The sequence below is a fragment of the Marinobacter iranensis genome (genome assembly GCF_029207565.1).
GTDB classification, from domain to species: Bacteria; Pseudomonadota; Gammaproteobacteria; order Pseudomonadales; family Oleiphilaceae; genus Marinobacter; species Marinobacter iranensis.
In genome coordinates this window covers 75,995-101,607 of sequence record NZ_JANCMW010000002.1, presented here as the reverse complement: position 1 = coordinate 101,607, position 25,613 = coordinate 75,995, and the positions used below count along the sequence as shown (strand labels likewise).

The 25,613-nt window shown below is 57.4% G+C and carries 26 protein-coding genes; 9 read left to right on the top strand and 17 right to left on the bottom strand.

The genetic code is table 11. The features are described from left to right. Positions 1-161: 161 nt before the first annotated feature. From radC to rpmG, 3 genes are all read left to right on the top strand, one after another. Positions 162-836 carry a RadC family protein gene (gene radC, locus NLU14_RS03715; protein WP_275704828.1) on the top strand — a complete coding sequence of 225 codons (675 nt, stop codon included), beginning with the start codon at positions 162-164 and terminating at the stop codon, positions 834-836. 212 nt (positions 837-1,048) lie between these two features. Beyond that, a complete protein-coding gene (gene rpmB, locus NLU14_RS03710; protein ID WP_135803957.1) occupies positions 1,049-1,285 on the top strand; it encodes a 50S ribosomal protein L28 in 237 nt (78 codons plus the stop codon). Between the two features lie 11 nt (positions 1,286-1,296). Beyond that, positions 1,297-1,452: a 50S ribosomal protein L33 gene (rpmG, locus tag NLU14_RS03705; protein ID WP_135953841.1), complete on the top strand. Its 156-nt coding sequence runs from the start codon at positions 1,297-1,299 to the stop codon at positions 1,450-1,452. Positions 1,453-1,506: 54 nt separating this feature from the next. Here rpmG and NLU14_RS03700 read toward each other — a convergent pair whose 3' ends face one another. The 6 genes from NLU14_RS03700 to NLU14_RS03675 all read right to left on the bottom strand — a co-directional run bounded on the left by NLU14_RS03700 (position 1,507) and on the right by NLU14_RS03675 (position 7,362). After that, the gene (locus NLU14_RS03700) at positions 1,507-2,253 is read right to left on the bottom strand and encodes a sulfite exporter TauE/SafE family protein (RefSeq protein WP_275704827.1); all 747 of its coding nucleotides are present in this window, start codon (positions 2,251-2,253) and stop codon (positions 1,507-1,509) included. Positions 2,254-2,446: 193 nt separating this feature from the next. Next, entirely contained in the window at positions 2,447-3,529 is a 1,083-nt protein-coding gene (locus tag NLU14_RS03695; RefSeq protein WP_275704826.1) for a porin, read from the bottom strand. 145 nt (positions 3,530-3,674) lie between these two features. Continuing rightward, positions 3,675-4,655 carry a DctP family TRAP transporter solute-binding subunit gene (locus NLU14_RS03690; protein WP_275704825.1) on the bottom strand — a complete coding sequence of 327 codons (981 nt, stop codon included), beginning with the start codon at positions 4,653-4,655 and terminating at the stop codon, positions 3,675-3,677. Positions 4,656-5,052: 397 nt separating this feature from the next. Continuing rightward, on the bottom strand, positions 5,053-5,913 hold the full coding sequence (locus NLU14_RS03685) for an endonuclease/exonuclease/phosphatase family protein (protein ID WP_275704824.1): 861 nt from the start codon (positions 5,911-5,913) through the stop codon (positions 5,053-5,055). 59 nt (positions 5,914-5,972) lie between these two features. After that, positions 5,973-6,611 (bottom strand): thiol:disulfide interchange protein DsbA/DsbL, encoded by a 639-nt coding sequence (locus NLU14_RS03680; protein WP_275704823.1) that lies wholly within the window; start codon positions 6,609-6,611, stop codon positions 5,973-5,975. Between the two features lie 142 nt (positions 6,612-6,753). Further along, entirely contained in the window at positions 6,754-7,362 is a 609-nt protein-coding gene (locus NLU14_RS03675; RefSeq protein ID WP_275704822.1) for a c-type cytochrome, read from the bottom strand. 174 nt (positions 7,363-7,536) lie between these two features. Here NLU14_RS03675 and yihA point away from each other — a divergent pair, with 174 nt between their 5' ends. Further along, positions 7,537-8,163 carry a ribosome biogenesis GTP-binding protein YihA/YsxC gene (gene yihA / locus NLU14_RS03670; RefSeq protein WP_275704821.1) on the top strand — a complete coding sequence of 209 codons (627 nt, stop codon included), beginning with the start codon at positions 7,537-7,539 and terminating at the stop codon, positions 8,161-8,163. Between the two features lie 13 nt (positions 8,164-8,176). Here yihA and NLU14_RS03665 read toward each other — a convergent pair whose 3' ends face one another. The 6 genes from NLU14_RS03665 to NLU14_RS03640 form a co-directional block, all read right to left on the bottom strand. Beyond that, a complete protein-coding gene (locus tag NLU14_RS03665; RefSeq protein ID WP_275704820.1) occupies positions 8,177-9,175 on the bottom strand; it encodes a substrate-binding domain-containing protein in 999 nt (332 codons plus the stop codon). 17 nt (positions 9,176-9,192) lie between these two features. Beyond that, positions 9,193-9,711, bottom strand: coding sequence for a gluconokinase (locus NLU14_RS03660; RefSeq protein ID WP_275704819.1), 519 nt, complete (start codon positions 9,709-9,711; stop codon positions 9,193-9,195). A gap of 1 nt (position 9,712) precedes the next feature. Then, positions 9,713-11,029 (bottom strand): TRAP transporter large permease, encoded by a 1,317-nt coding sequence (locus NLU14_RS03655; protein ID WP_275704818.1) that lies wholly within the window; start codon positions 11,027-11,029, stop codon positions 9,713-9,715. Further along, on the bottom strand, positions 11,029-11,550 hold the full coding sequence (locus NLU14_RS03650; RefSeq protein WP_275704817.1) for a TRAP transporter small permease subunit: 522 nt from the start codon (positions 11,548-11,550) through the stop codon (positions 11,029-11,031). Before NLU14_RS03650 ends, NLU14_RS03655 begins: the two co-directional genes overlap by 1 nt. A 66-nt stretch (positions 11,551-11,616) precedes the next feature. Further along, positions 11,617-12,627, bottom strand: coding sequence for a TRAP transporter substrate-binding protein (locus NLU14_RS03645; protein ID WP_275704816.1), 1,011 nt, complete (start codon positions 12,625-12,627; stop codon positions 11,617-11,619). 264 nt (positions 12,628-12,891) lie between these two features. Further along, on the bottom strand, positions 12,892-13,590 hold the full coding sequence (locus tag NLU14_RS03640; protein WP_275704815.1) for a TetR/AcrR family transcriptional regulator: 699 nt from the start codon (positions 13,588-13,590) through the stop codon (positions 12,892-12,894). A gap of 232 nt (positions 13,591-13,822) precedes the next feature. On the opposite strand from NLU14_RS03640, the gene NLU14_RS03635 reads away from it, so the two are divergent. From NLU14_RS03635 to coaD, 4 genes are all read left to right on the top strand, one after another. Then, positions 13,823-15,268 carry a coniferyl aldehyde dehydrogenase gene (locus tag NLU14_RS03635; RefSeq protein WP_275704814.1) on the top strand — a complete coding sequence of 482 codons (1,446 nt, stop codon included), beginning with the start codon at positions 13,823-13,825 and terminating at the stop codon, positions 15,266-15,268. A gap of 183 nt (positions 15,269-15,451) precedes the next feature. After that, positions 15,452-16,096, top strand: a complete 645-nt coding sequence (locus NLU14_RS03630) for a hypothetical protein (protein WP_275704813.1) — start codon at positions 15,452-15,454, stop codon at positions 16,094-16,096. 18 nt (positions 16,097-16,114) lie between these two features. Continuing rightward, complete coding sequence (locus NLU14_RS03625) at positions 16,115-17,704, top strand: GMC family oxidoreductase (RefSeq protein WP_275704812.1); 1,590 nt, start codon at positions 16,115-16,117, stop codon at positions 17,702-17,704. A gap of 355 nt (positions 17,705-18,059) precedes the next feature. After that, positions 18,060-18,542 (top strand): pantetheine-phosphate adenylyltransferase, encoded by a 483-nt coding sequence (gene coaD / locus NLU14_RS03620; RefSeq protein ID WP_275704811.1) that lies wholly within the window; start codon positions 18,060-18,062, stop codon positions 18,540-18,542. A 47-nt stretch (positions 18,543-18,589) separates the two neighbouring features. On the opposite strand, the gene NLU14_RS03615 is transcribed toward coaD, so the two are convergent. The 5 genes from NLU14_RS03615 to NLU14_RS03595 form a co-directional block, all read right to left on the bottom strand. Next, positions 18,590-19,882: a DUF945 family protein gene (locus NLU14_RS03615; protein WP_275704810.1), complete on the bottom strand. Its 1,293-nt coding sequence runs from the start codon at positions 19,880-19,882 to the stop codon at positions 18,590-18,592. A gap of 67 nt (positions 19,883-19,949) precedes the next feature. Further along, complete coding sequence (ppk1, locus tag NLU14_RS03610) at positions 19,950-22,088, bottom strand: polyphosphate kinase 1 (RefSeq protein WP_275704809.1); 2,139 nt, start codon at positions 22,086-22,088, stop codon at positions 19,950-19,952. 59 nt (positions 22,089-22,147) lie between these two features. Then, entirely contained in the window at positions 22,148-23,164 is a 1,017-nt protein-coding gene (gene hemB / locus NLU14_RS03605) for a porphobilinogen synthase (protein WP_275704808.1), read from the bottom strand. 117 nt (positions 23,165-23,281) lie between these two features. Beyond that, complete coding sequence (locus NLU14_RS03600) at positions 23,282-24,310, bottom strand: lipase secretion chaperone (protein WP_275704807.1); 1,029 nt, start codon at positions 24,308-24,310, stop codon at positions 23,282-23,284. A gap of 179 nt (positions 24,311-24,489) precedes the next feature. Then, a complete protein-coding gene (locus NLU14_RS03595) occupies positions 24,490-24,711 on the bottom strand; it encodes a hypothetical protein (protein ID WP_275704806.1) in 222 nt (73 codons plus the stop codon). A 269-nt stretch (positions 24,712-24,980) separates the two neighbouring features. Between NLU14_RS03595 and NLU14_RS03590 the strand changes: the two genes are divergently transcribed. Beyond that, complete coding sequence (locus NLU14_RS03590) at positions 24,981-25,613, top strand: TetR/AcrR family transcriptional regulator (RefSeq protein ID WP_275704805.1); 633 nt, start codon at positions 24,981-24,983, stop codon at positions 25,611-25,613.

The window sequence follows — 25,613 nt, the reverse complement described above, 5'->3', positions numbered from 1 at the left end:
CTCCGTATTCATCACAAAATGAAAGGCTTATAAGATAGCATGCCAGAGCGCTGCCGGCAGCCTCCCGAGCATGCTAGAATTTCAGCTCGCAGAACCGGCCCCTAAAGCCTTTGGCGACACAAGCGCAGGAAGCGCACAATGACAACGGAAAGGACTCAACCATGCCCAATACTGACTGGCCCACCGACGAACGCCCCAGGGAGCGCCTGCTGGCTCACGGTGCTGCAAGCCTCTCGGATGCAGAACTGCTGGCGATCTTTCTGCGTACCGGTACCGCCGGCATGCCCGTAATGGCGCTCGCCCGCCATCTTACCGAGGCCTTTGGCGGCCTGCGCGGGCTGATGACGGCATCCCGGCGGCAATTCTGTGATGTTAAAGGCCTGGGTACCGCAAAGTACGCCCAGGTTCAGGCTGCCATGGAAATGGCCCGCAGGGTGATGGACGAACCTCTGCGCCAGGGGGATCCGCTTCGCTCTCCGGAAGACACCCGGCGGTTCCTCTGCAGCCGCCTCGGCACCTATCCCCACGAAGTGTTTTCCGGACTGTTCCTGGATAACCGGCACCGGGTAATCCGCTACCAGGAGCTGTTCCGGGGCACCATTGACGGTGCGGCGGTCTATCCCCGAGAGGTGGTCAGGCAGGCCCTGGAATTCAATGCAGCGGCGGTTATTTTCGCGCATAATCACCCTTCGGGGGTGGCCGAGCCCAGCCAGTCCGACATTTCCCTAACAAAACGCTTGAAGGAAGCGCTGGGGCTCGTGGATATCAGGGTTCTTGACCATATGGTTGTGGGCCACGGTGAGGTAATATCACTCGCTGAACGGGGGCTGATGTAAATCGAACGGGTGTTCACTGGAAAACTGGCCAAATTCCCAACAATTTTTTGCGTTGGGCGGGCAGTTCTGGTATAAAAGCGTCCCTTTCTGGCGGCGTCTGGCGAGTAGCGTGCACTTTTCAGTAGAAGTTCTTGCACAAGCAAAACACCAGAAACGCGAACGAACGAATTTAAAACGTATTTTCAGGACCCTAGCTCAGGTCGGAGGCAAGTATGTCCAGAGTCTGTCAGGTTACCGGTAAGCGACCGGTATCCGGTAACAACGTTTCTCACGCGATGAACCATTCACGTCGTCGTTTTCTGCCCAACCTGCAGAACCACCGTTTCTGGGTTGAGTCCGAGAAGCGCTTCGTAAGGCTGCGTGTATCCACCAAGGGTATGCGTGTTATCGATAAAAAAGGCATTGACGCTGTGCTGGCCGATCTTCGTGCCCGCGGCGAGAAATTCTAAGGAGCCGCATCATGCGCGAGAAAATCAAGCTGGTTTCATCAGCAGGTACTGGTCACTTCTACACGACCAAAAAGAACAAGCGTAACACTCCGGAAAAAATCGAGATCAAAAAGTACGATCCGGTTGTCCGTAAGCACGTTGCGTACAAAGAATCCAAGATCAAATAATTGATCCTGGCTTTGAAGAAAACCCGGCCTGGCGCCGGGTTTTTTATGGGCTCATCAGTAAAGCACCAACCTCACCAGTATCGCCGCCACCATCACCAGAGTAATCCACTTCACCCATTGCGCTCCCTCCCGGCTCAGGTTCACCCTCACAGCAACGAAAGCCCCCACGATATTTCCCGCGGCCAGGGTCAGCCCCAACCCCCAACGCACCTGACCGTTAAAGGCAAAGATCATCAGGGCCGGCAAGGTGTACAGCAGAATAATGGAGACCTTGAACACATTAACCTGGCGAAGGTCGATGCGCAGCATCCGATAGAGCACCACCAGGAAAAGCGCGCCGACTCCCACCTGGATAAAGCCTCCATAGCAACCAATCAGGAACATCGACAGGTAGACGACCGGCCCCAGTCGGTCCGGCGTCAGAGGCCGGGTATCCAGCGTCGGCTGCGGTAGCAGCATGAACACTGAAGCGCCGACCATTGCCACAACCAGTACGAACTCAAAGACGGCATCCGCCACCCAGGTTGCTACCCAGGCACCCAATAACGCACCCATGACAGCAGGCACGGCCAAGTGCAGGCTGACCAACAGGTTGCCATGCCCCATGCGATGGAAACTGCTCACTGCTGTGACACTCTGGAGGGTAATGGCAACCCGGTTGGTGCCATTGGCAACCTGGGGCGGCAGCCCAAGGAACATGAGTAGCGGCAAGGTGAGCATTGAACCACCGGCCGAGAGTACGTTAATGAAGCCGGCAATGCCTCCGATGGCGAACAACGCCAGCACTTCCATCAAGCTCATCCTGCCCTGCCTGTCACGGTTTCTATCTGTCAGGTTGTTTTTGCCAGACTCAGTGTGGCCCGGTTCTGCCCATAGCGACAGTATGATCTCCCGGTTTCACCATGGAACACTAAAAAAAAGGCCGCACCATCCCTATGGTGCGGCAAAGCCTGTACAACTCGGTTACAGGCAGGACAACAAAATGCACATCGGGTCAGAACTTGAGGATGCCCCCCACCAGCACAGTACTCACATCATCAAAGTCGGCACCATCACGATCCAGTGAGTGGTTATTGTAGCCAGCATAGGCACTGAACCACTTGATGGGCGAGAACACATAGCCCGCACCAATGGTTTCAACGCTATCGCCCTCCTGGACCCGGTCCTTTGCTTCGGCAAAGTGGACATCAAAGGCATGCTTGCCGGATTTGTAACCCAGCTTGACCAGATAGAAGTCGGAATCCGGATTGGCGCTGTCATCATCCTGACTGGTCGAGTAGGATCCGGTCAGGTTGACGCCACTTTCATGCAGCCAGGACAACGAGCCACCGAGGGTTTCAACATCACCGGTTGCACCACCCACATCCTTGGTGGAATAACCCAGGCCGGCAGAGACCTTGCCTCCCAGTTCCCCCGAGAAACGCGCACCCACCTCGGTAACATCGTCATTACCCTTGATACCCTGGCTTATTGCTGCACTGACAGGGCCCAGACCCGGCAAGTCGTAGCGCAGGCGGTCATAGCGGCTCTCGAAATCCTGGTCGCTCATCGCCGCTCCCAACCGAACGTTGCCGCCACCCATGTCGTCCACAAATTCCAGCGCACCACCAACCAGTGCCGGGTTGGTGTAGGAAACAACCTTGGTTCCGGACAGGTCCACTTCCACATTGCCATTCGCCGCACCATCGCCCTGCCCCAGGGAAAGCTTTCCGAAGCCACCGGAGACAAACAGGTTCAGGTGACGCTCGCTAAACTCACCGCCAATGGACCGATTGTCAGGGTCCACCAGGTTGGATGCGTTTTGCTGGTACTCCAGTTCCACATGCGCGCCTACGGTTAAATCAACTTCCTTGAGGTCTCCGCTCAGTTTCACGCCGGCACGGGTTGCACTGTTATCGTTATCAACGATGTAGTGCTCGCTTCCATCCCCGGTATCGCCGACCATAAGACCGTGGTTGATCTGGCCATAGACATCCGCCGATACATTCGACACCGGCGATTGCGCAAAAGCGCTGGATGCAGCAATACTGCTCGCGAGAAACGCAATACACGAAGTCAGTCTTTTTTGTTTTATCACTGATAACACTCCTTTATTGATTATATAATTATGCAGTCGACTTTTAAAAAAGCGAGCTTATTACCTACATATAAATGTCATCTTAATTAATGACACAACTGTAAAGTTATTCGCGTTGAGTAACAGAAATCCAAACTGATAATCATTATCCCGAGCTATAAGCTGCCTTTATTATATCCTCACCGATTATCAGCTCATATTCCTTCCAGATTGGCTCCATACTATCTCTCCATAGATCAACCTCCTTACCTGTTGGCTTAAACACCTTAATTCCTTTCATGGCACGCAACTCGTTCCTGTCATTTATCGATTTGGCTATGGCAACAGCATTTCCATATCTGATCGCCATATTCATCGCGAACTCAAATTTTCGCTTTTCTGACTTATCAAGCGAATCCAAGAAACCATTGCTGGCAATGACCATATAATCCAGAACACCGTGATTGGACTCCATAATGTAGGGCTGATGCTCATAGAACCGCTTTGAAAAAATATTCGACCAGGTATTTTCCTGCCCCTGAATACGGTTGCTCCCAAGAGCGTCGTATACATCCGAGAAAGCCATTGGTACAGGTATGGCACCGATTGCCCGGAACTGTTTGTCGAGAACATCGGAGTCCATGATGCGGAAGCTTAACCCCTCAAGATCGGAAGGCAGTTTGAAGGGCTTGTTGGCGGACAATTGTTTTAATCCATTATGCAGGTAGCCAAGGCCGACAATGCCACGAGACTTCATGCTCTCCAGCAAGGATTGTCCGACCGGACCATTTTGAAAGCGCTCGACGGCATCAATATCAGAAAACAGAAAGGGCAGATCAAATACCTTCAGCTTTTTTGTATAGGCATCGAACTTTGACACAGAAGGCGCTGCAAAATGGATTCTGCCCTCCGAAACGGCATCAATCGCCTCTTCATCATTCATTAACTCGGCATTGGGGTGAATAACAACCGTAAACTTTTCCCCCATCTTGCTCTCCACAATCGACTTGAACATTGCGGCCATTTTCTCCTTTGGGGTATCAGGGCTGACCACATGTGAAAAAATAAGGGATTGGGGATTAGCGCCAACACTGAGTGAAAGCATCAATAAAAGAATGAAAGCCGGTCCGGTTAGCCGCAAACTCATGAGTAATTCCTGCTTCTAGTATTTGTTATTAGTGCTATGGGCACGGTTATTATGTTTTCTTGGTTAGCCACGCCTGTTATCATCAAAAGCAAACCTCAAGCCAACATCAATTCGGCCCGTTATTTATCTAGAATTTCCCTGATATTCCAAGCAATAAGCGTTTTTCAGACAACCAGCCAATGAAAATATCGAGTCAGAATATGGGTGGGCATCTACACATAGACAGGGACAAAAAAGGTGGAAATCCACCCAAACCTGCAATTGCTGCATTCAAAAATGATCGTTATTGGCCCGAGAACAAAAAATGGATAACGGAGATATCGACTGGCGATGGCTGTCACACCCCGGAATCAACATGAGGAAGAATGTTCAGGATTTGAGGAACGGCAAACAGCGCTCAGAATTTCCCGACGTATCCCTTCGGCAGGGCGATATCCATGGCAATAGGCAGGTGATCGGACATCGGGTAGCGAACCACTTCCGAACGACGTATTTCCAGGCTGGGGCTGACCAGTATGTGGTCTAGCGCCCGCTCCGGCCGCCAGCTGGGGAAGCTATGGGCGGTTTCCGGCAGGGGAACAAGGTTGGAATGTTTTAGTGGCGTATTGCTTAACAATTGCTCCGCATGGTTGTTGAGATCTCCCATCAACACCACATGCTGGTAGTCCGCAATCATTTCCTGGATGTAGGCGAGCTGCCTTTGTTGGGCGGCCTTGCTCAGGGACAGATGCATCATCACCAGCACCAGTGGGTCATCCTCGGACCCGTAACGCGCGATGATGGCACCCCGCCCCGGGATCAGGCCAGGCAGCCGGTGCTCAGTGACATCCAGCGGCCGGTAGCGACTCAACAAACCGTTGCTGTGCTGAGCAAATTGCCCAAGATTGCGATTGAGCTGCTGGTACCAGTAGGGAATCCCCGACGCCTCCGCCAGGTACTGGACCTGGTTGATATAGCCACTGCGAAGGCTTCCGCCATCACACTCCTGCAAGGCAACCACATCGTAGTTACTCAACAGCGTGGCAATATGATCCAGATTATGGATACGACTTCGATGGGGAAGGAAATGCTGCCAGCTACGAGTGAAATAGTGGCGATAGGACGACGTATTGATGCCAACCTGAATGTTGAACGTCAGCAGCCGGATATGGCGGTGAGCCTCGAACGCCGGAACATGGTCGTCACCGGAACAGGCTCCGCGAGGACTGTTCGTCGGTTTGAGGATACCATTCAGCTGCTTGCGAATACGATTGTACATGATGGCAGCTCAGACTCCGGACTGGGCCCGGTCATTGCAAACAGACCGGGCCCGGACATTTACTCGGCCTGACCGGCACGCTCCTGCTCAATCAGGTAATCCACGACTTCCAATACCGCCTCATGGCCACCGGCCATCGACGCCGTAACCCGGTACTTCCCATTCACAAGCATAGTGGGTGTACCGGTAACGCGCGCGCCACGAATCTTGGACTGGGCCTGCTGCATCTTGGCATTCACACCAAAGCTGTTGTAATTCTTGAGGAACTCTTCCCCATCCACACCGTGGCTTGCCACGAAATCAGCGAGTGCTTCGCCCGAGTTCAACGGGCGACGTTCACCGGCGAGCGCATCAAACAGGGCGTCGTGCACCTTGTCCAGCTCACCCATGGCTTCCAGCGCATAGAAGGCCTTGGCATGGGGCTCCCAGGAACTGCCCAGAGCGGCGGGAATCTTCACATAATTGACGTCTTCCGGCAGGTCCTCCGCCCAACTTTCAACCAGCGGCTTGAAGGTATAGCAGTGGGGACAGCCATACCAGAATACCTCGGCCACCTCGATACCGCTTTCGCTTGCGGTTCTTACCGGGGTGTCGAGCACCTGGTAGTGTTTGCCTTCTTCCCAGTTGGCGGCGCTGGCCTGTGCCATAAAAGACATGGCCAGGATGGACAGTGCGACGGTCCGGATTATTCGGATCATTCATTATCTCCGGTTTTTCAGATTGGACGATGAGAGAGGATTATGACCCAGCAGAGCCAGAAAGTTCCACCAGGGATAAATTAAAGAGCAGCAAGCAACAAAAAACCCCGCCAGAGCGGGGTTTTGAAACGGCCTGGCTCGATCAGTTCAGACCTGAAACGTAACTGGCCACTGCTTCGATCTCGGCGTCCGTCAATTTGGCGGCAACATCCATCATGATGGAGGCATTCTGGCCAGCGTCACGCTCGCCGTCCCTGTAGGCCTTGAGCTGCTTTTCCACGTACTCGGCACTCTGCCCACTGAGTCTCGGATAAGCTGCAGGTTCGTTTCCCATGCCCCGGGGATTGTGGCAACCGGCACAAGCCGGTACGCCAGAAGCCATGTTGCCGCCACGATAAAGCGACTGCCCCTCATCAACGAGATCGGGGTTCGCCTGGGCGACCGTGATGTCCTGGCTGTCGAAATAGGCGGCAAGGTCCTGCAGATCCTGGTCAGACATGTCATTCAACAGCCCGGTCATTTCGGTAATTTCGCGGTTGCCTGCCTTGATCGCGACCAGTTGCTGGTATAGATACTCTTCACCAATGCCTGCCAGTTTCGGGTAAACCGCCATCACCGGCTTGGCGCCGCCCTGGCCGTGGCACCCGGCACACACCGCTGCATTGGCTTCGCCTGCTTCAGGATCTCCTGCCCCGTGAGCCATCGCTGTGAGGCCAACACCGAGAACAACTCCTGCGATCAGTTTTTTCATGCTCGCTCCGCTTCTCTCATCCAAAAGTATTCTTCGTTATGCAGCCGGCAGGCACTGGCCCGAAAGGCACAAACCGGGGCTGGTCAGCAGCAACGCTCAACGTGCTGCCCGGAATTGGTGTAGCATTATACATTAATCCCTGATAACTGAAATCCAATAGGAATACCAACACCCGTGTCACCTGACCTGACTCAAAAAAGCATCTCTTTCAACAGTGCCCGGTTCCTGATCAGCGCCTCCCGCCTGGAGGAATGCCCTCCGGACCATGGTTCTGAAGTGGCCTTCGCCGGCCGCTCAAACGCCGGCAAGTCCAGCGCCATCAATTGCATCACCACCAACGGCAAGCTGGCCCGCACCAGTAAGACGCCGGGGCGTACCCGCCTGATCAACTTCTTTTCCCTGAATCGGGAAAACTGCCGCATGGTCGACTTGCCCGGCTATGGCTACGCCAAAGTATCCCGGGACATGAAAGACGACTGGCAGAAGCACCTCGGCCATTACCTGAACGACCGCCGCTGCCTGCGCGGGCTGGTCCTGGTCATGGACATCCGGCACCCGCTGACGGATTTCGACCAAATGATGGTGGAATGGTGTGAACATAACAACCTTCCGCTGATGATTCTTGCCACCAAGGCCGACAAGTTGAAATTCGGCCAGGCCAAAACAGCCATGATGGGCATTGCCAGGAAGCTGGAAGCATTTCAGTGCGTGGAACACCTGGTCATGTTCTCGGCAACGTCAAAGCGGGGAGTTGAGGAGTGTCGTGAGGCGCTGACTGCCTGGCTGGAAACCGACGGTTAGACGATCGGGTTAATCAGAGGGTGCCCCCGCGCTCTATCCGGTAACCCAGGTCGATACGCTGCTCACTGATTGCAGCACCGCCCAGGCGGGCAAGCAGCTCTTCAGCGGCTCTCTCGCCGACGGCTTCCCGTGGTGTGATCACGCTCGCCAACGGCGGCACCATGACGCGGCCAACATCGTGACCATGAAAGCCGGCGATGGCGATCTGCGCCGGTACCGGGATGCCCCTGCGCTGGCACTCGAAAAAAGCACCGATGGCCACGTCGTCGTTGGTGCAGAAGATGCCATCGGTATCCGGATTTTCCTCCAGTATCCGCGCCATCAGGGTGGCGCCCACGCTGAATGAGGAACGCTGTTCGCTGCGCAGGGTTACCGGTGTCAGGCCTTCCTCCTCCATGGCCCGACTATAGCCTTCCTGGCGCTGCAGGGTACGGGCATCCAGCCGAACCGCAAGATAAACCACCCGCTTGCGTCCGAGACGGGTCATTTCCCGTACCATGTCATAGGCCGCGCTGACGTTATCAAACCCGACAGCCTGCTCGAACGGGGCCGAATGGGTATCCATGATTTCCACCGTAGGCACCCCGGCGGTCTGTAGCATTCTCAGCGTGCGTGCGGTGTGCTGACTTTCAGACAGAATCACGCCATCCACGTTATAGGACAGCAGCGAGGACAGGCTGCGTTCTTCGATCTCGGGGCTGTAACCATAGTGCGACAGCATCAGGTGATAACCGGCCGGCTCGGTGATCGATTCCACGCCTTTGATTACATCCGCGAAGACCTGGTTGGTCAGTGACGGAAGCAATACCCCGATGGCATGGCTGGTGGACTTGGAAAGCAAGTCGGGCGCGCGGTTGGGGATGTATCCCAATGCCTCGGCTTCGGCAAAGATTCGCTCCCGCATGGGCTTGGAGACATTGTCCGCTCCCCGCAGACAACGGCTGACCGTCATCTTGGTGGCGCCGACCCGGTCAGCAATATCCTGCAATGTCGGGCGTTTGTTCTTTACCATTTACTGCTCCAAAATGGTCAGAAAGACCTATCATACCCGAGCCCGGCGAGGCAGTGGCTGATCACCTGCTCCGGCGTGCCGGATACATCGACGGCAACAGCGTTCTCATCAGGCCCCGGTTCTTCCAGCAGCTGAAACTGGCTTTCCAGCATGGCGCGACCGTTGAAGTAATGGTCCGTCCTCCTGGAATGCCGCGCCCAGATGGTTTCAAAATCGCCCCTTAGGTAGACGAAACGGGTGTCCGGATTGCGACCCTGCAGGCGTTCACGGTAGGCACGTTTCAGCGCCGAGCAGGCCAGCACCAGCCCGCTCTCTTCCCGCCGGATCAGTTCCGCAAGGTCGTCCAGCCAGCCAAGGCGGTCCTCGTCGGTCAGCGGAATACCGGCCGCCATTTTCTCAACGTTGGCGCGGCTGTGGTAATGGTCCGCATCGTAGAAGGGAACTCCCAGCTCCTGCGCAAGCATGGTCCCGGTGAGGCTCTTGCCGCACCCGGACACACCCATCACGACCACTTTCGGTATCTTCCTCTCACTCATGTTACTGCCACCATAGCGCCAACTGGGGGAACGCAATCAGCAGACCGAGAGCCACTATCTGAAGCGCAATAAACGGCAGCAGGGCACGAAAAATCTCCCCCAGGGAAATGTCTTTCGGCGTCACGGTCTTGAGGTAGAAGGCAGCAGGACCGAACGGAGGCGACAGGAAGGACACCTGCATGTTCATGCAGAACACCACCCCGAACCAGATGGGACTGTAGCCCAGCTCGGTCACAATGGGCACGAAGATCGGCATGGTCAGCAATGCGACGCCAACCCAATCCAGGAACATACCCAGGATCAGCAGTATCAGCATCATGAACAGGATGGTGGTCAGGCCATGGCCCCCACTGACGGCGAAGACCATGTCACGGACGAAATCGATGCCACCCATGAGGTTGTATACACCGACCAGCGCCGTGGCACCGATGCCGATCCAGATGATCATGCCGCACACCCGCAGTGTGCTGATGGTCGCCTTGCGCACCATGGCAAGGGACAGCTCACCGCGAATCCAGGTACTGATGGCAATACCCATCACACCCAGGGCCGAGGCTTCCGTGACCGACGCCACGCCACCGTAGATACTGCCCAACACCACAACCACCGAAAGCAGGGGAAACAGCAACGCCTTGAAGAAGTTTGGCATCGGGGTTTCGGGGGCGTCCTGATCCGAGGGCAACGGCGCCATCTCCGGCTTCAGCCAGACCCGGATCAGCACATACCCCATGTAGAGCAGCGCCAGAATCAGCGCAGGCAAGAAGGCGCCCTTGAACAGGTCGCCAATGGACACGTTGGCGGTAAGACCGTAGATAATCAGCACGATACTGGGCGGCAGCATGGTGCCGAGTGCCCCACCGGCACAGGTGGTGCCAATGGCCAGCTTGCGATCATACCCCAGGCGCAGCATCTGCGGCAGCGCCAGGATGCCCAACAAAACCGTCTCGCCACCAATCACGCCGGACATGGAGGCCAGGATCACCGCTACAACCAGCGTCTGGATGGCAACGCCCCCACGGAGCTTTCGCCCCAGGCGGGCCATGGCGTCAAACAGGTCCCTGGCAATACCGGAATGGTCCAGCAGCGACGCCATCAATACGAACATGGGCACGGCCAGGAAGACATAGTTGCCGATAAAGCTGTACAGGCGGCTGCTGACAATGGGCAGGGCATCCGGGCCAAACCAGCCCAGTGCGAAGACAAGAGCGACCAGGCCGGTGGCAAATGCCAGTTGCATGCCGGTCAGGAGCAGGACAATCAGCATGACAAGCATCAACAGGCTGCCATAGCCAATCCCAAGGGAGGCCAGTTCAAACATTATTTATCTCCCTTGCCACGAAGATCGCGAATAAGGTGCAACACGAATTGCAGCATCATGACCACTACCGCAACCAGAATGATCACCTTCAGCAGCGCGGGAAACGGCGGGTTCCAGGCAGAGCCGGAGGTTTCCAGGCGAATGTCGCCCCAGGGAGCCAGTACCGCGCCCTTTGCCATCGACCAACTGGCGAACAGCAGCATGCCACAGAAGGCAAGGCCCAGCAGGTGGTGGACTACCCGCAACCAGCGCTGGGCACGGTGCGAGACGGCGTCATAGATCAACACAATGCGGACGTGCCGATCGGTGGCCAGCGCATATAGCCCGCCAACGACAAACAGCGTGGCACCTGCAAAGGTGACAGTTTCATGCACCCAGAGTGTGGGGGCATCGAAAACATAGCGGCGAATGATTTCGTAGAACGACACCAACACGATCACCGCAAACACCAGGCTCAGTTTCTTGCCCAACCAGACAATGGCCCTGTCCAGCCAGGTAAAGCCTACATCTTCATCCTTCATAACGAACTCCTCGCTCCGGGCACCGGTCAGGTACCCGAAGGCTGATATCGAGGGAACCGGCTTTTGCTAGAGGAGGCCCTGGGACTCCAGGTAGTCAGTCACCGACTGGTACACCTTCTCGGCATTGGGCGACTGTTCGGCGTAGGCCTTCCACTGGTCGCGGGCAATGGCGCGGAACTTACGGCGCTCCTCCGCGGACCAGTCGTGGATGGTGATATCGGGGTTGGCACGGGCTTCACTGACTGCTTCCAGGTCCGCCATTGCCAGTTGCGTGCTGATATCCTGGGCGAAGTCCCTGGCGGACACCGTCATGATGGCCTGGATATCCTCCGGCAGCTTTTGCCATTCCTTGAGATCCATGGCAATTTCAATGAGCGGCAGCGAATGAAACCCCGGGTAAACCGGATGGGCGGCGATTTCGTTGAGGCCCGCCTCATGGTTGGTGGAGAAGACCGTGTAGTCGGCAGCATCGATCACACCCTTGCTCAGGGCGGTGTACACCTCTGAACCCGGCAGGTTCACCGGCGAGGCACCGGCGGCGGCAAACACCGACTGTACCAGGCCCTCTGGTGCGCGCATTTTCAGCCCTTCGAGATCGTCGACACCATCAAGCGGCTTCTTCGACACGAACGACTCGAGGCCGGTGCCACCGCCGCCGATGAACTTCACGCCGTAAGGCTTATACAGCTCATTCATCAACTCGTAGCCACCGCCGTAGTTGATGTAATCAATGAGCTGGTCGGGGCTGGACCAGGCACCCACGGTATTGCCGATCAGGCCAAACGCCGGGTCCTTGCCCGAGAAATAGCCGGTTACCGAAACGTGGCCATCCAGAACGCCCATTTTCATGGCACCGAGGGTTTCCGTGTGGCTGACCACACTACCCACGGGCAACAGGTCAATCTCAACGCGGCCACCGGTCATCGCTTCCACGCGATCGGCCCAGGCCTGTTGGATCTCGAAGTTCTTGACACCGGAAGGGTCTGAAGACTGGAACTTGAAGTTGAAATCAGCGGCATTGGCGCTGAACGCCAGAGCGGCTGACAGCAGACCAGCTGCGAGTCTTGTCGGGAACATATTGGTATCTCCTGATTGTTTTTGTGCCGGCATATGTTACCGGTAACATTGACGAGTTTATTGGATTTGAAAAGCGCTGACAAGGATGCAATGAAAGGTCGGTTTGGAGGGGAATAAAAAGAAAAAGCCGACCTGCCAACAGACAGGCCGGTAAAACGTCAGGGTTTGCGACGTGCTAAAACCTGAGAACTCACTCAGGAGACACCGTGAATGTCCGAATTCCCGATGTCGTAATTCTAGACACGCCGGTTGATCAAAAGTTCCTCAACGGTTCCCGATTGTCTCATTTGGTAACGAGGCCGGTGTCTCCGCCGATTCCGGCAGGCGGGGCCGGTACTTCTCCCGCAACGCCAGGACCTGGTCCCGGTAATCCTCTGTCAGGTAGGGGATTTCCAGGGTCAGCACCTGATAGATGCCCTGTTTCAGTTCGGTCAGGGTGAGGCTCGCCGATTCCTCCGCGGCGTGGGCGGTTTTCAGGAACGCCATCCAGTTGGTAATTACCAGCCATACATTCAGCGACATTGCGGAACGCAGTTCCTCGGGCTGGGGCTGGATAATTCCCGCCTCCGCCAGCTTTTCGAAAATCCGGCTGATCGCCGTCAGGCAGCGGTTGGTGAATTCGCGATAATCCCGGCGCAATTGACGGTCGCTGTCGAGGAGGTATTCCAGGTCGCGGTGAAAGAACCGATAGCTCCAGAGCCCGTCAAACACCGACTCCAGATAGAAGGTCAGGTCGTCCAGGGTAATCGGCCGGTTCTCGGGAATATCCAGATAGAAGTCCACTAGCTTCTCGTACTCGAGAAAGATCTCGTAAATAATGTCGGACTTGTTACGGAAGTGGTAGTAAAGGTTCCCCGGCGAAATCGCCAGGTGAGCGGCAATGTGGTTGGTGGTTACATTGCGCTCCCCCCTCTCATTAAACAGATCAAGGCTCGAAAGAAGAATCTTGTCTCGGGTTTTCATAGGCTCTGCAATGCGTGTTGTTGTGTGTAGGCCTTTACCTGGCCCCTCGCAAAACGGGATGGCCCGATCCGCCATTGGGGCCGGCTTGACTACCTAGAGTATATACTCTAATAATAGCCCCAAGCGCAAACTGAATACTTTTTCACCACTGAATTCCGGAGCCCCCAGCCGGCTCCACGAACAACAAAGACGGTGATCCGGCCGCGCCCGGTGCCGCAAGGAGAGAGCGATTATGGTTGCCACCGTTGTCCAGTTGACTGAAAGCAAAAAGCAGATCCAGCACACCCATCGCGTATTCGATGATCAGAAGAAAGCGTTCCGCAACAATCCGATGCCGTCGCTGACCGAACGCCAGGAAAACCTGAAACGCCTGAAACGGGTGCTGATGACCAATCAGGATCGCCTGCTGGACGCCATCGACCGGGACTTCAGCTGTCGCTCGAAGGACGAGTCCCTGATCGCGGAGGTGATGCCGTCCATCCAGGGCATCAATTACACCCTGAAAAACCTTGAGGGCTGGATGAAGCCGTCCAAGCGGCATGTCTCCATGTTGTTCCAGCCTGCCAGTAATCGGGTCCACTATCAGCCCAAGGGCGTGGTGGGGGTCATCGTGCCCTGGAACTACCCGCTGTACCTGGCGGTTGGGCCATTGGTCACATCACTGGCGGCGGGCAACCGCACGATGATCAAGATGTCCGAATTCACGCCCCATACCTCTGCGTTATTCAGGGAGATTGTCGAATCCGCGTTTCCGGAGGATCTGGTCTGCGTGATTAACGGTGAGGCGGACGTGGCAGCGGACTTCTCCAGCCGGCCCTTCGATCACCTGTTGTTCACTGGCTCCACGTCGGTGGGCAAGCTGGTGATGCGGGCTGCGGCTGAGAATCTGACTCCGGTCACCCTGGAACTGGGCGGCAAGTCGCCGGCCATCGTTTCCCCGGATGTTCCCATGGAGGATGCGGCCCAGCGTATTGCCTTTGGCAAGGCGCTGAATGCGGGCCAGACCTGTGTGGCGCCGGATTATGTGTTGTGCCCGGCGGACCGGGTGCAGGCGTTTGTGGATGAGTACCGTAACCAGTTCGCGGCGATGTACCCGAGCCTGCGGGACAATGACGATTACACTGCGATTATCAATGAGCGCCAGTACGAGCGGCTGCAGGGTTATCTTGAGGATGCGCGGGCCAAGGGCGCGGAGCTGATCGAAATCAATCCGGCCAGTGAGAACCTGAAGGATGGTACCCGTAAGATGCCGATTACGCTGGCGCTGAAGACGACGCCGGATATGAAGATCATGCAGGATGAGATTTTCGGGCCGATTCTGCCGGTGGTCAGTTATGGCAATCTGGATGAGGCGATTCATTACATCAATGACCGTCCGAGCCCGCTGGCGCTGTATTTCTTCGGCTATGACAAGTCGATGCAGGAGCATGTGGTCAATAACACCCATTCCGGTGGTATGTGCATCAATGATGCGTTGATGCATGTTGCGCAGGATGATTTGCCGTTTGGCGGTATCGGCGATTCGGGTATGGGGCATTATCACGGCAAGGAAGGTTTCCTGACGTTTTCCCACCAACGGGCGATCTTCAGCAAGCAGAAGTTCAACAGTGGCAAGTTTGTGTATGCGCCGCACGGAACGACAGCCCACAAGATGGTGTATAAGTTGTTTATTCGGTGACTTGGGTGCCGGTCGCCAGTGAGAGGGGCTTGTCCGGGACACGCCGTGAATACGTCCATGTAGGCTCCTAAAAAACGTCCCTGTTTTTTAGGGTCCCGGACAAGCCCCTTTCACCGGCTCCTGCAACCCTCGGAGTAGTCGGCCAAAAAGGACAAGAAAGACAATAAAAACAAGAGAACATTTATGCCTGAAAACCTTTCTCGATCCGTGCAAACGGAGCTTCCAGATACCGCCATGGACCGCCGGAGTTTTCTCCGGACCGGGCTTGGTGGCGCCATGTTTCTTGGCACGGTGAGTGTTACCGCTGGTTTATCCGGCTGTGCCACTGCGCCCGCCGGTCGGGACTACCCGATGCCGGGGGCGATGGACCAGAGCTACGAGTTCCAGTTCCTGACCCGCGACGACATTGTGCTGTTCCAGGCACTTCTGCCGGCGATGGTGGGTCCCGGGCTGAGCGAAGAGCCGGTGGTTCGCCGCCAGCAGACTCAGGCAACGATCGAGCGCATTGATGCGGGCATTCACCAGTTCGGGCCAGCCAATCAGAAGGAGCTACGGGGGCTGTTTGACCTGCTGAACTTCGGGCTCACACGGGTGACCGTGGCGCGGGTCTGGTCGAGTTGGGAGAATGTCAGCACGGAGACTGCTCATGCGTTTCTGGAGCGTTGGCGTACCAGTGGTATCGGCCTGTTCAACAACGGCTACATCGCGCTGACCAAGGTCAGCAACGTGGCGTTTTACGGCCATGAGGACCACTGGCACCTGTCCGGGTATCCCGGGCCACCCACGTGGGCTATGGACGCCCTGCCCCAATTCAAAGACAACGCCTGAGCCACCGGGAGCGCAACTATGTCATTAACGGATCGTATTGCCCGTGGGCTTGAGGCTGGCTGGAAGGTCTCCGACGGCGCCACGTTGACACGGAACCAGACCCACGAAGCCGATGTGGTAATCATCGGTACCGGTGCCGGGGGCGGTACCACGGCGGAGATTCTGGCGAAGGCCGGGCTGTCGGTGATTCTGGTGGAGGAAGGTCGGCTTTATCACCAGAAAGATTTCAAGATGAACGAGCTGGATGCCTATGCCTCCCTGTACCAGGAGGGCATGAGCCGGGTCACCAAGGATGGTGCCATTGCCATTCTCCAGGGCCGCTGTGTAGGGGGCTCCACCACGGTGAACTGGACCTCCAGCTTTCGTACCCCGGCGCCGACCCTGAATCACTGGGCCAGCCGTTTCGGGCTGGATGACCTCAGCCCGGAGGCCATGCGGCCCTGGTTTGATGGCCGCGAGGAGCGTCACAACATCGAACCCTGGCTGACCGCCCCCAACGTTAACAACGACATCCTCCGACAGGGTTGTGAGGCACTGGGCTGGTCCTGGGAAGTGATTCCCCGCAACGTCAAAGGCTGCTGGAACCTGGGTTACTGCGGCGTGGGTTGCCCCACCAATGCCAAGCAGGGAGCACTGACCACCTCCATCCCCGGCGCGCTGGACAACAACGCCCACCTGTTCCACGGCCTACGCGCCGATAAATTGGTGATGAACCAGGACCGGATCGACCACCTGCAAGCCTCCGCCATGGCCGCCGACGGGGTCACCCCATCCGGTATCACTGTAAACCTGAAAGCCCGGCATTTCGTCGTCGCCGCCAGCGCCATCGGCTCACCCGGCCTGCTACTGCGCTCCGACATCCCCGACCCCCATGCCCGCCTGGGCAAGCGCACCTTCCTGCACCCGGTCAACGCCACCATTGCGGAAATGCCGGACACCGTCGACCCCTACTACGGCGCGCCCCAGTCGATCTACTCCGACGAATTCAACTTCTCCCAGGGCGTCGACGGCCCCGCCGGCTTCAAACTGGAAGTACCACCCCTGCACCCGGCCATGTCCGCCGGCGTCGTCCCCGGCCACGGCGAACAACAGGTCAACGACCTGTCCAAACTGCCCCGGATGAACTCCGTCATCGCCCTGCTGCGCGACGGCTTCCACCCTGATAGCCCCGGCGGCACCGTCAGTCTCCGCGACGACGGCAGCCCGATGCTGGACTACCCGGTCACCGACTACCTCTGGCAGGGCCTGAGAGACGCCTTCTACAAAATGGCCGAAATCCAGTTCGCCGCCGGCGCCCGCAAAGTCCGCCTAATGCACCTGGACTCCCCCTGGTACAACACCTGGGCCGACGCCAAAGCCGGCATCGACAACCTCCCCATGGAACCCCACCGCGTCCGCCTGTTCACCGCCCACCAGATGGGCGGCTGCGGCATGGGCCGCAACCCGGAAGAATCCGTGGTCAACGGCTTCGGCGAACATCACCAGGTTCCCAACCTCAGCGTCCACGACGCCTCGGTCTTCCCCACCAGCATCGGCGCGAATCCGCAGTTGTCGGTATATGCGCTGGCGGCGAGGAACAGCACAAGACTGGCTTCGAGGCTAAGTTAATCCATGGATCAGCTGTCGCAAAACTCGGCAGGAGCTTAGGCAGGCACACAGCCAGAGGTGCCGCATGAGGTGGGCTTCCCAGGATTGTGTAAAGCCAAGGATGGCTTTACTCAAGCGCACATGGGTGAGGCCGAGCGTTTATGAAGCGAAGCTTCATGCGACAGCCGAACGACAGCAATCTGTGATTGCTGGCCGGACCCCGAAGGGGTGCTCGTAGCGTATCCTGGGAAGCCCACCTCATGCGGCACATGCACCAAAGCCCGCAATCCGATGCGAAACTCTGCACCGAAACAGAACATTTTGGTTCAAGACGAAGGCTGCTATCCTGTGCGCTTCCGGTGAAAAGGAGCTCCGAATGCCAAAAGTCATCTACCCGGGTACATTTGACCCAATCACCAACGGCCACACCGACCTCATCGAGCGCGCCGGCCGACTCTTCGACGAAGTCGTCGTCGCCATCGCCTACAACCCCAAGAAATCCCCGCTGCTAAGCCTGGAAGAACGCTGCGAACTGGTCGACAAAGCCACCGCCCACCTGCCCAATGTCAGCGTCACCGGCTTCAGCAACCTGCTGGCCGATTTCGTCCGGGAACAGAACGCCACCGTGATCATCCGCGGGCTCCGTGCCGTCTCAGACTTTGAGTACGAATTCCAGCTCGCCGACATGAACCGCCGCCTGGCACCGGAAGTGGAAAGCGTATTCCTGACGCCCTCCAACCACCTATCGTACATTTCCTCCACCCTGATTCGGGAAATCGCCTCACTGGGTGGAGACGTATCGGAATTTGTCGATCCGGCCGTCGAGGCCGCACTCAAGAAGAAGTTCATCAAGGACTGAAAAGGCGGGAAAATGCTGCCCCCTTGGGCAGCATCATTAACGAAGAATCAGAATATCGGTGGCAGCGGAATCACATTGCCATTAATGTCCAGGGCGAGGTCTTCCAGTTTGCCCTGGATCCGCAAGCGGTCGCCCTCCTGCACAACCATACCCTGCTTGATCAACGGTGCCACCTGCATACCCAGCTCCGGGTGCCGTTCCACCAGAGCCAGGGGCATGCTGACATCCAGGTTGCCGGTCAGCCGCTGCATCACCATCATCATCTGGTCTTTCTCTTCGTCGGACAGCGTCGGGTGCTGCACCAGGATCTCGCCATTAATCGGGCCATAAGGCGTGGCGAAGGACAGCTCCGGGAACCCGAATGAAAAGCCGTTGGCCGCAAGGTCCAGCATGGCCTGATTGATGCGATTCATGGACTCCATCTGCTGCTGCATCATGGCACGGGAATCACCACCCGCACCGTTAAGGGCCGCTGCCTGCATATCCGTCAGTGCCGCTGTCAGGTCACTCCAGCTTTGCACGTCCAGGCCGCTGAAGACCAATTCCAGCCGGTGAGGGCCGAAACTCTCGTTATCCGCCGTTATTTTGTCCAGGGTAACAACCGCCTCCGAATCAATACTTTCACCGTCATCATCGGTGGTGGTCTCACCCTTTATGGCAAACTGGTCGAAGCGAAGGGTGGGCTCGTCCCGGGCCGCCACCTCAAGGCGCGCCAGCGACATGTCCCCGTCGCCCAGCCAGACTTCGTCAGTCAGGTGTTCCATGGTCTGCTCAAGGCGGAAGTCCTCGATACTGATACGCAGATCCGGCGCGCGGATGACTGCGCCCGGCCAGAGCATGAGGATATCGGCATGGGCACCGTTGTCGGTGATTTTCGCGCGGCTGTAGCTTTCCGACATGTCGAAGGACTCGCCGGTTTCCTCATTGATCACGCTCACCGCCGGCACCGAGAGCTCGACCGTTGCCGTGCCCCAGATACGGGTTTCCAGGGTCAGTTTTGGCTTTTCGTCCGGAAAGATTTTCTCGACTTCAGCACCAAGCTCACTGGGCGGGGAGAAGTCCATCAGGCTGCCGGTGACGCCATGGCTTACCTGGGCCTGGTAGTCAAATTCGTGTTCATCACCGGTCTCGGGGTTCTGGATCGTGATGGTGCCGGTAAAATCAGCACCCATGTAACCCCGGTTGTAGTCCCGCGTCTCCAGGCGGAACAGTGGCTGCGACTGATTCACTTCCGTGGTGACGCTCTGCCATTGCTGCTCGGTCACGTAGCCCACTGCCCAGGGAGCGACCACTCCAACTGCCAGTATTGCGGCACCGGCAACCATCCATTGTTTTTTCAACTGTCCATTCTCCATTACAGCGCCCGCACTTCCCTGCACAATTGCCACAGACAGGCACGGGTTATCGTTATTTACCGGTCAGGCGGTCAAGCAGAACCAGTTGCGACGCCAGACGATCCTCACCCTCGGCCGGCTGATTCTGAATGTAACTGCCGTCCAGCTGCAAGACCCAGGACTGACAATTATCGGCCAGGTAGGTATCCAGATCCTCCCGGACTCGGGCTATCAATGCCGGGTCCTCAATCGGAAAGGCGGTTTCCACGCGGCTCAGGAGGTTGCGCTCCATGCCGTCGGCACTGGAACCGTAGACTTCCGGCCGGCCATTGTTGCCGAAATAGTAAACCCGGGTGTGTTCCAGGAACCGGCCAATGATGGAACGCACGCGGATGTTCTCCGACAGGCCCGGCACTTCCGGGCGCAGGCAACAGATACCACGGATGATCAGGTCGATTTTCACCCCGGCCTGCGACGCCCTGTACAGCGCCTTGATCAGCTCTCGTTCAGTGAGGGCATTAAACTTGAAAATAATGCGCCCTTTGGGGCCCAATTCCGCTTCCCGTTCCACCAGTCCCAGCAGGCGCGTGTGCAGGGTGAAGGGCGAATGGAACAGCTTCTTGATCTTCAGTGCCTTGCCCATACCCGTCAGCTGCTGGAACAGCTTGTTGACATCATCACCAATGGATTCATCACAGGTCATGTAGCTGTAATCGGTGTAAAGGCGCGCGTTGCCGGCATGGTAGTTACCGGTGCCCAGATGCACATAGCGCCGCAGTTTTCCTTCCTCCCGCCGTACGATCAGGATCATCTTGGCGTGGGTCTTGTAGCCCACCACGCCATAGACCACGATCACGCCGGCCTCCTGCAGCCGGCTGGCAAGCTCCAGGTTTTCCGCTTCACTGAAGCGTGCCCGCAGCTCAATGATAGCGGTGACTTCCTTGCCCCGGCGGGCCGCGTCCATCAATGCTTCGACAATTTCCGAATCGGCGCCGGTACGGTACAGGGTCTGACGAATCGCCAGCACTTGCGGATCCTTGGCCGCCTGCCGCAACAGGTCGGTCACCGGGCTGAAGTTTTCATAGGGGTGCAGCAACAGCAACGGACGCTTGCGGATGGCATCGAACATGGATTCCTTGGTACGGATCTGCCGCGGAATCGAGGGAGAAAAGCCGGAATAGGTCAGGTCCTGGCGGTCAACCAGCCCCCCGACCGCCATCAGGCGGGTCAGGTTGACCGGGCCGTGAACCTGATACAGGTCGCGGTCGGTCAGGCCAAACTCCCGCAACAGGAAGTGAACCAGCTCCTCCGGGCAGTTATCCGCCACCTCCAGCCGCACACCGTCGCCAAACCGCCGGCTCAGCAACTCGCCCCGCAGTGCCGAGGCCAGGTCTTCAAGGTCGTCTTCCAGCTCAAGGTCGGCGTTGCGGGTCAGGCGGAACTGGTAGCAGCCCTTCACTTCCATTCCCGGGAACAGCTCGTCGGCATGGGCGTGAATCATGGACGACAGGAACACCAGGTTGTCGCCGCCGTTGCACACATCGTCCGGTAGCCGCACCAGGCGCGGCAGGGAACGTGGCGCAGGCACGATGGCCATACCGGTTTCGCGACCAAAGGCGTCCTTGCCGTCCAGTTCAACAATGAAGTTCAGGCTCTTGTTGACCAGGCGTGGAAACGGATGCGAAGGGTCGAGCCCGATCGGGCTGACCACTGGCAGGATTTCCTCATCAAAATAGCGGCGCACCCATTCCGCCTGGGCTTCGGTCCACTCCCGGCGCCGAACAAAGTGGATATTCTCCTTTTCCATCTCGGGAATCAGTACGTTGTTCAGGATGTCGTACTGTTCCCGGATGTACTCGTGGGCCACCCGGCTGATTTCGCCCAATACCTGCTCCGGCATCATGCCGTCAGAGCCCAGGGTTTCCCGGCCATACTTGATCTGCTGGCGCAGGCCCGCCACCCGAATCTCGAAGAACTCGTCCATGTTGCTGCTGAAAATGCAGCAGAACATCAACCGATTAATCAGCGGATGAGTGGTGTCCAGCGCCTGCTTGAGTACCCGGTAGTTGAACTGAAGCTGGCTCAGCTCGCGGTTGAAGTAGTTTTCCTGGGCGGCTACATCAACATCGTTGCCAGGTGCCGGCACTTCCACGGGGGCCGGTACATTCCGGGTATCGACAGCCTTCAGGTTGTTTGCAGATTCAGTACTCATTGCTTACTGCTTCCATTGTCAGGGCGCCGGTACAGCGCCCCGCTTGTGACTGTAGCCTGTCAGGTACGGCTATCGCGCATCATTCGCGCCGCCCTGACGGCAAAATAGGTAAGAATGGCGTCAGCGCCCGCACGGCGCATGGCCATCAGGCTTTCCATCATCACTGCATCGCCATCCAGCCAACCGTTCTCCGCGGCCGCCATGTGCATGGCGTATTCACCGCTGACCTGGTAAACGAACGTCGGTACCTGCAGTTCCTGTTTCACCCGGTAGACAATATCCAGGTACGGCATGCCAGGCTTGATCATCACCATGTCGGCGCCTTCCGCGATGTCCATGGCCACTTCCTGCAGCGCTTCATCGCTGTTGGCCGGGTCCATCTGGTAGGTGGCCTTGTTGCCTTTACCCAGGTTGCCGGCCGAGCCCACTGCATCCCGGAACGGCCCGTAGTAACTGGAGGCGTACTTTGCAGAATAGGCCAGAATCCGCGTGTTCACATAACCGGCGGACTCCAGGGCGTCGCGGATGGCGGCAACACGGCCATCCATCATATCGGAGGGGGCCACGATATCCGCACCAGCGTCCGCATGGGACAACGCCTGGTTGACCAGCGCCTCAACGGTCACGTCGTTCAGCACATAGCCGTCGTTATCAATGATGCCGTCCTGGCCGTGGGTGGTGAACGGGTCCAGCGCCACATCGGTAATAACACCCAGATCAGGGTAGGCCTTCTTCAATGCGCGCACCGCACGCTGGGCCAAGCCATCGGAATCCCAGGCGCCAGAGCCGGACAGGTTCTTGCGCTCTGCCGGCACCACCGGAAACAGCGCCACCGCCGGAATGCCCAGATCCACCAGCTCTGCTGCCTGCTCCAACAGCAGATCAATGCTCAGGCGTTCAACACCGGGCATGGACGGCACAGCCTCACGCTGGCCCTCGCCTTCCAGTACGAACACCGGAAAAATCAGGTTATCGGCACTGAGCTGGTTCTCCCGCACCAGCCGCCGGGAAAAACTGTCGACCCGGTTGCGACGCAGACGAGTGGTTGGGAAAACGCGGTTTGCCGAAAAGCTCACGGAACACCTCCTGTGGAAAATGGGGCTACCGCCCCATCATACACGCCCGCAAGCGGCGGTGGCAGAGCCTGCAGCTGATCCGTCGGCCCAGGCTATCATCACCAGATGAATGGAATGTTACCGGATGGAGTCGAGGGCTTCCGCGCGCAGTTTTTCCGTGCCCTCGAAATAATTGTCCCTGAGCGAATCAATGGCGGCTTCACGCTCAGGGCCGGCAAGCCCCAGATCTTCCAGCTTCGCCAGTTCCCTGCTGTAGGCCTGCCATTTGTTTTCCCAGGCCTGCTGTTCGGCTTCCACTTTTTCCAGCTCCCGGGCAGCTTCTTCACCAAATCGCTGCTCCCGCCAGGCACTCAGCGCTTCCGGGTCGTCAGCAAACTCTGATCGCGCCCGCTGGTAGTCGGTAAACTTGCGGGTTTCCCGGCGGGCTTCGCGCACCGGTGCCGGCAATGCCAGCTCCGCACGCGCCAGCGCCTGCTCCCGCTGTTCATCCGACAGCGAGGGGTCGGTTCTGATGCGCAACTGTTCTACCCGAAAGCGGTCCACGGCTTCGTCAGCCGAAAAAAAGGCATCGGCAGTCTCTGCATCCATCCAGGTGCGCCGCAAGGCGCGAATTTCTGCCATTTGCCGCTGCATTTCCCCGGCATCCAGGGCTCCGGCATTGCCATAGGAGGCTTCCAGGTCACCCAGAGCCAGCTTGTAATCCAGATAATCGCCGAGGGTGGCCAGGGCTTCCGAGCGTGCTGGCTGATCAAGTTGATCAAGTGCCTGCTCTATTCGAGCAATAAGTTGAGGCAAGGTCTCCTCACCCAGGGCGGCAAGGTAATATTCGAACAGTTGTCGCAACTGCGGTGTGGGAACGAGAGAGCCATTGGCATCGGTTCTGGCCCAACCGCCCGGCAGGCTGGTTCCCGCCAGCGATGCCGGCAACTCATCGGGCACCGCCGCACTGGCCTCGCCGACCAGTTTTGAGGGCGTTTCACTCCGTTCCGCTAATGCCCGCCCTGGCGGAACCCCGATGGTGGCGTCGTTGGTGGCTGCACCGTCCCGGGACGTTGCCGGGCCATCCCCGAAGAAAACGACCACGCCGGCAAAGACTACCGCCATGGCGAGAAGCGCCAATGTGGCGAAACGAAGGAATCCTGTCATGGATCGGCCTGTTTAAGAGTCAAATGTGGTGTGTATAACGGTCACGAAAGACAGGACGAGCTATCCTGCTTGGGGCAGCATAGAGGAATGCGGGACGCGGCTCTGAGACCGACGTCAAAACAGGCGTAAAATAACAACGCCAAAACAGGCCGCAGCCCCGAGGCTACGACCTTACGAATTCAGAGGGAGCGATTATTGAAGCCGACATCCACCTTGCGGGAAGAATCCGAGCGAAATGCCGTATCAACTTCCTGAATTCTACCACCCTGGCTCAGAAACGATTCAATATCCTGCTGAAGCTGAGCGCGGATACGCGCACGGCCGGCAATGGAATGTGTATCGTCGCTGTCATGTGTCCAGCTACCGGATTGCTCCAGATTGCTTTCGTCGAATTCACTCATGATTTTCTCCATCAACGAAAACACTACAACGAGCGCACCAAGCCTGTTCCGGCGGGCGGCTCCATCTCAGCGGGAAAGCCTGCTGACCCGCCTTGGCGTCTTTATAATCCGCTTTTGGTTTCAACGCTATTTCCTGACAACGCCTTTTTTGTAATTTTTTGTAACAGATTCCACAGCACTGTTTTTAAACAACAATATGAATCAAACTGTACAGCCTGATTGATTGACACAAAGAATGAATAATGATTCACTACTTATAAGGAACCCGCATGGCCTATCGGGAAACTGAAAAAATGCGCAATCGCAAGGCAGAGGCCCGCAGGCGCATTATCGAATGCACATACGGATGTGTTGCCGGCGGTGGCTTTCGTAGCGCACAAATCACCCGTATCGCAGCCTGCGCGGGCGTCGCCACGGGAACCATCTATCGGCATTTTGAGTCCAAGGAGCATCTGTTTGCAGAGGTCTTCAGGATTGCCACCCAGCGGGAAGTGGACAAGGTCGCCGAAGCGCTGGCCACGGAGGGTAACGTCGTTACCCGGCTGGAAACAGCCCTTCGCCAGTTTGCAGACAGGGCCCTGAGGGGCCCGGTAATGGCCTGGTCGCTGATCGCCGAGCCGGTGGACCCGAAAGTTGAAGAAGAACGCCTGAAGTTTCGCCGTGCCTATGCCCAGTTGTTCGAACAGGCCATCCGGGAAGGCATCGAAGAAGACAGCGTACCGGACCAGGATGCCAGACAAAGCAGTACCTGCCTTGTAGGCGCCATTGCCGAAAGCCTGGTGGGGCCACTGTCCCCCGCCCAGGCAGGCGCCACCGAACCGGCAGAAACCAATGACCATGATCCGCTGGTCGACTCCATCATTTGCTTTTGCATGCAGGGGTTGACTGGCACCAGGAGGTAA

Coding starts and splice junctions, on each gene's coding strand:
- ppk1 (WP_275704809.1), bottom strand. CDS start 22,088: ATGAGTACTGAATCTGCAAACAACCTGAAGGCTGTCGATACCCGGAAT.
- NLU14_RS03625 (WP_275704812.1), top strand. CDS start 16,115: ATGTCATTAACGGATCGTATTGCCCGTGGGCTTGAGGCTGGCTGGAAG.
- NLU14_RS03680 (WP_275704823.1), bottom strand. CDS start 6,611: ATGATCCGAATAATCCGGACCGTCGCACTGTCCATCCTGGCCATGTCT.
- radC (WP_275704828.1), top strand. CDS start 162: ATGCCCAATACTGACTGGCCCACCGACGAACGCCCCAGGGAGCGCCTG.
- NLU14_RS03655 (WP_275704818.1), bottom strand. CDS start 11,029: ATGTTTGAACTGGCCTCCCTTGGGATTGGCTATGGCAGCCTGTTGATG.
- coaD (WP_275704811.1), top strand. CDS start 18,060: ATGCCAAAAGTCATCTACCCGGGTACATTTGACCCAATCACCAACGGC.
- NLU14_RS03590 (WP_275704805.1), top strand. CDS start 24,981: ATGGCCTATCGGGAAACTGAAAAAATGCGCAATCGCAAGGCAGAGGCC.
- NLU14_RS03595 (WP_275704806.1), bottom strand. CDS start 24,711: ATGAGTGAATTCGACGAAAGCAATCTGGAGCAATCCGGTAGCTGGACA.
- NLU14_RS03650 (WP_275704817.1), bottom strand. CDS start 11,550: ATGAAGGATGAAGATGTAGGCTTTACCTGGCTGGACAGGGCCATTGTC.
- NLU14_RS03640 (WP_275704815.1), bottom strand. CDS start 13,590: ATGAAAACCCGAGACAAGATTCTTCTTTCGAGCCTTGATCTGTTTAAT.
- NLU14_RS03700 (WP_275704827.1), bottom strand. CDS start 2,253: ATGAGCTTGATGGAAGTGCTGGCGTTGTTCGCCATCGGAGGCATTGCC.
- rpmB (WP_135803957.1), top strand. CDS start 1,049: ATGTCCAGAGTCTGTCAGGTTACCGGTAAGCGACCGGTATCCGGTAAC.
- NLU14_RS03600 (WP_275704807.1), bottom strand. CDS start 24,310: ATGACAGGATTCCTTCGTTTCGCCACATTGGCGCTTCTCGCCATGGCG.
- NLU14_RS03630 (WP_275704813.1), top strand. CDS start 15,452: ATGCCTGAAAACCTTTCTCGATCCGTGCAAACGGAGCTTCCAGATACC.
- NLU14_RS03665 (WP_275704820.1), bottom strand. CDS start 9,175: ATGGTAAAGAACAAACGCCCGACATTGCAGGATATTGCTGACCGGGTC.
- NLU14_RS03675 (WP_275704822.1), bottom strand. CDS start 7,362: ATGAAAAAACTGATCGCAGGAGTTGTTCTCGGTGTTGGCCTCACAGCG.
- NLU14_RS03690 (WP_275704825.1), bottom strand. CDS start 4,655: ATGAGTTTGCGGCTAACCGGACCGGCTTTCATTCTTTTATTGATGCTT.
- rpmG (WP_135953841.1), top strand. CDS start 1,297: ATGCGCGAGAAAATCAAGCTGGTTTCATCAGCAGGTACTGGTCACTTC.
- NLU14_RS03685 (WP_275704824.1), bottom strand. CDS start 5,913: ATGTACAATCGTATTCGCAAGCAGCTGAATGGTATCCTCAAACCGACG.
- NLU14_RS03645 (WP_275704816.1), bottom strand. CDS start 12,627: ATGTTCCCGACAAGACTCGCAGCTGGTCTGCTGTCAGCCGCTCTGGCG.
- NLU14_RS03635 (WP_275704814.1), top strand. CDS start 13,823: ATGGTTGCCACCGTTGTCCAGTTGACTGAAAGCAAAAAGCAGATCCAG.
- NLU14_RS03660 (WP_275704819.1), bottom strand. CDS start 9,711: ATGAGTGAGAGGAAGATACCGAAAGTGGTCGTGATGGGTGTGTCCGGG.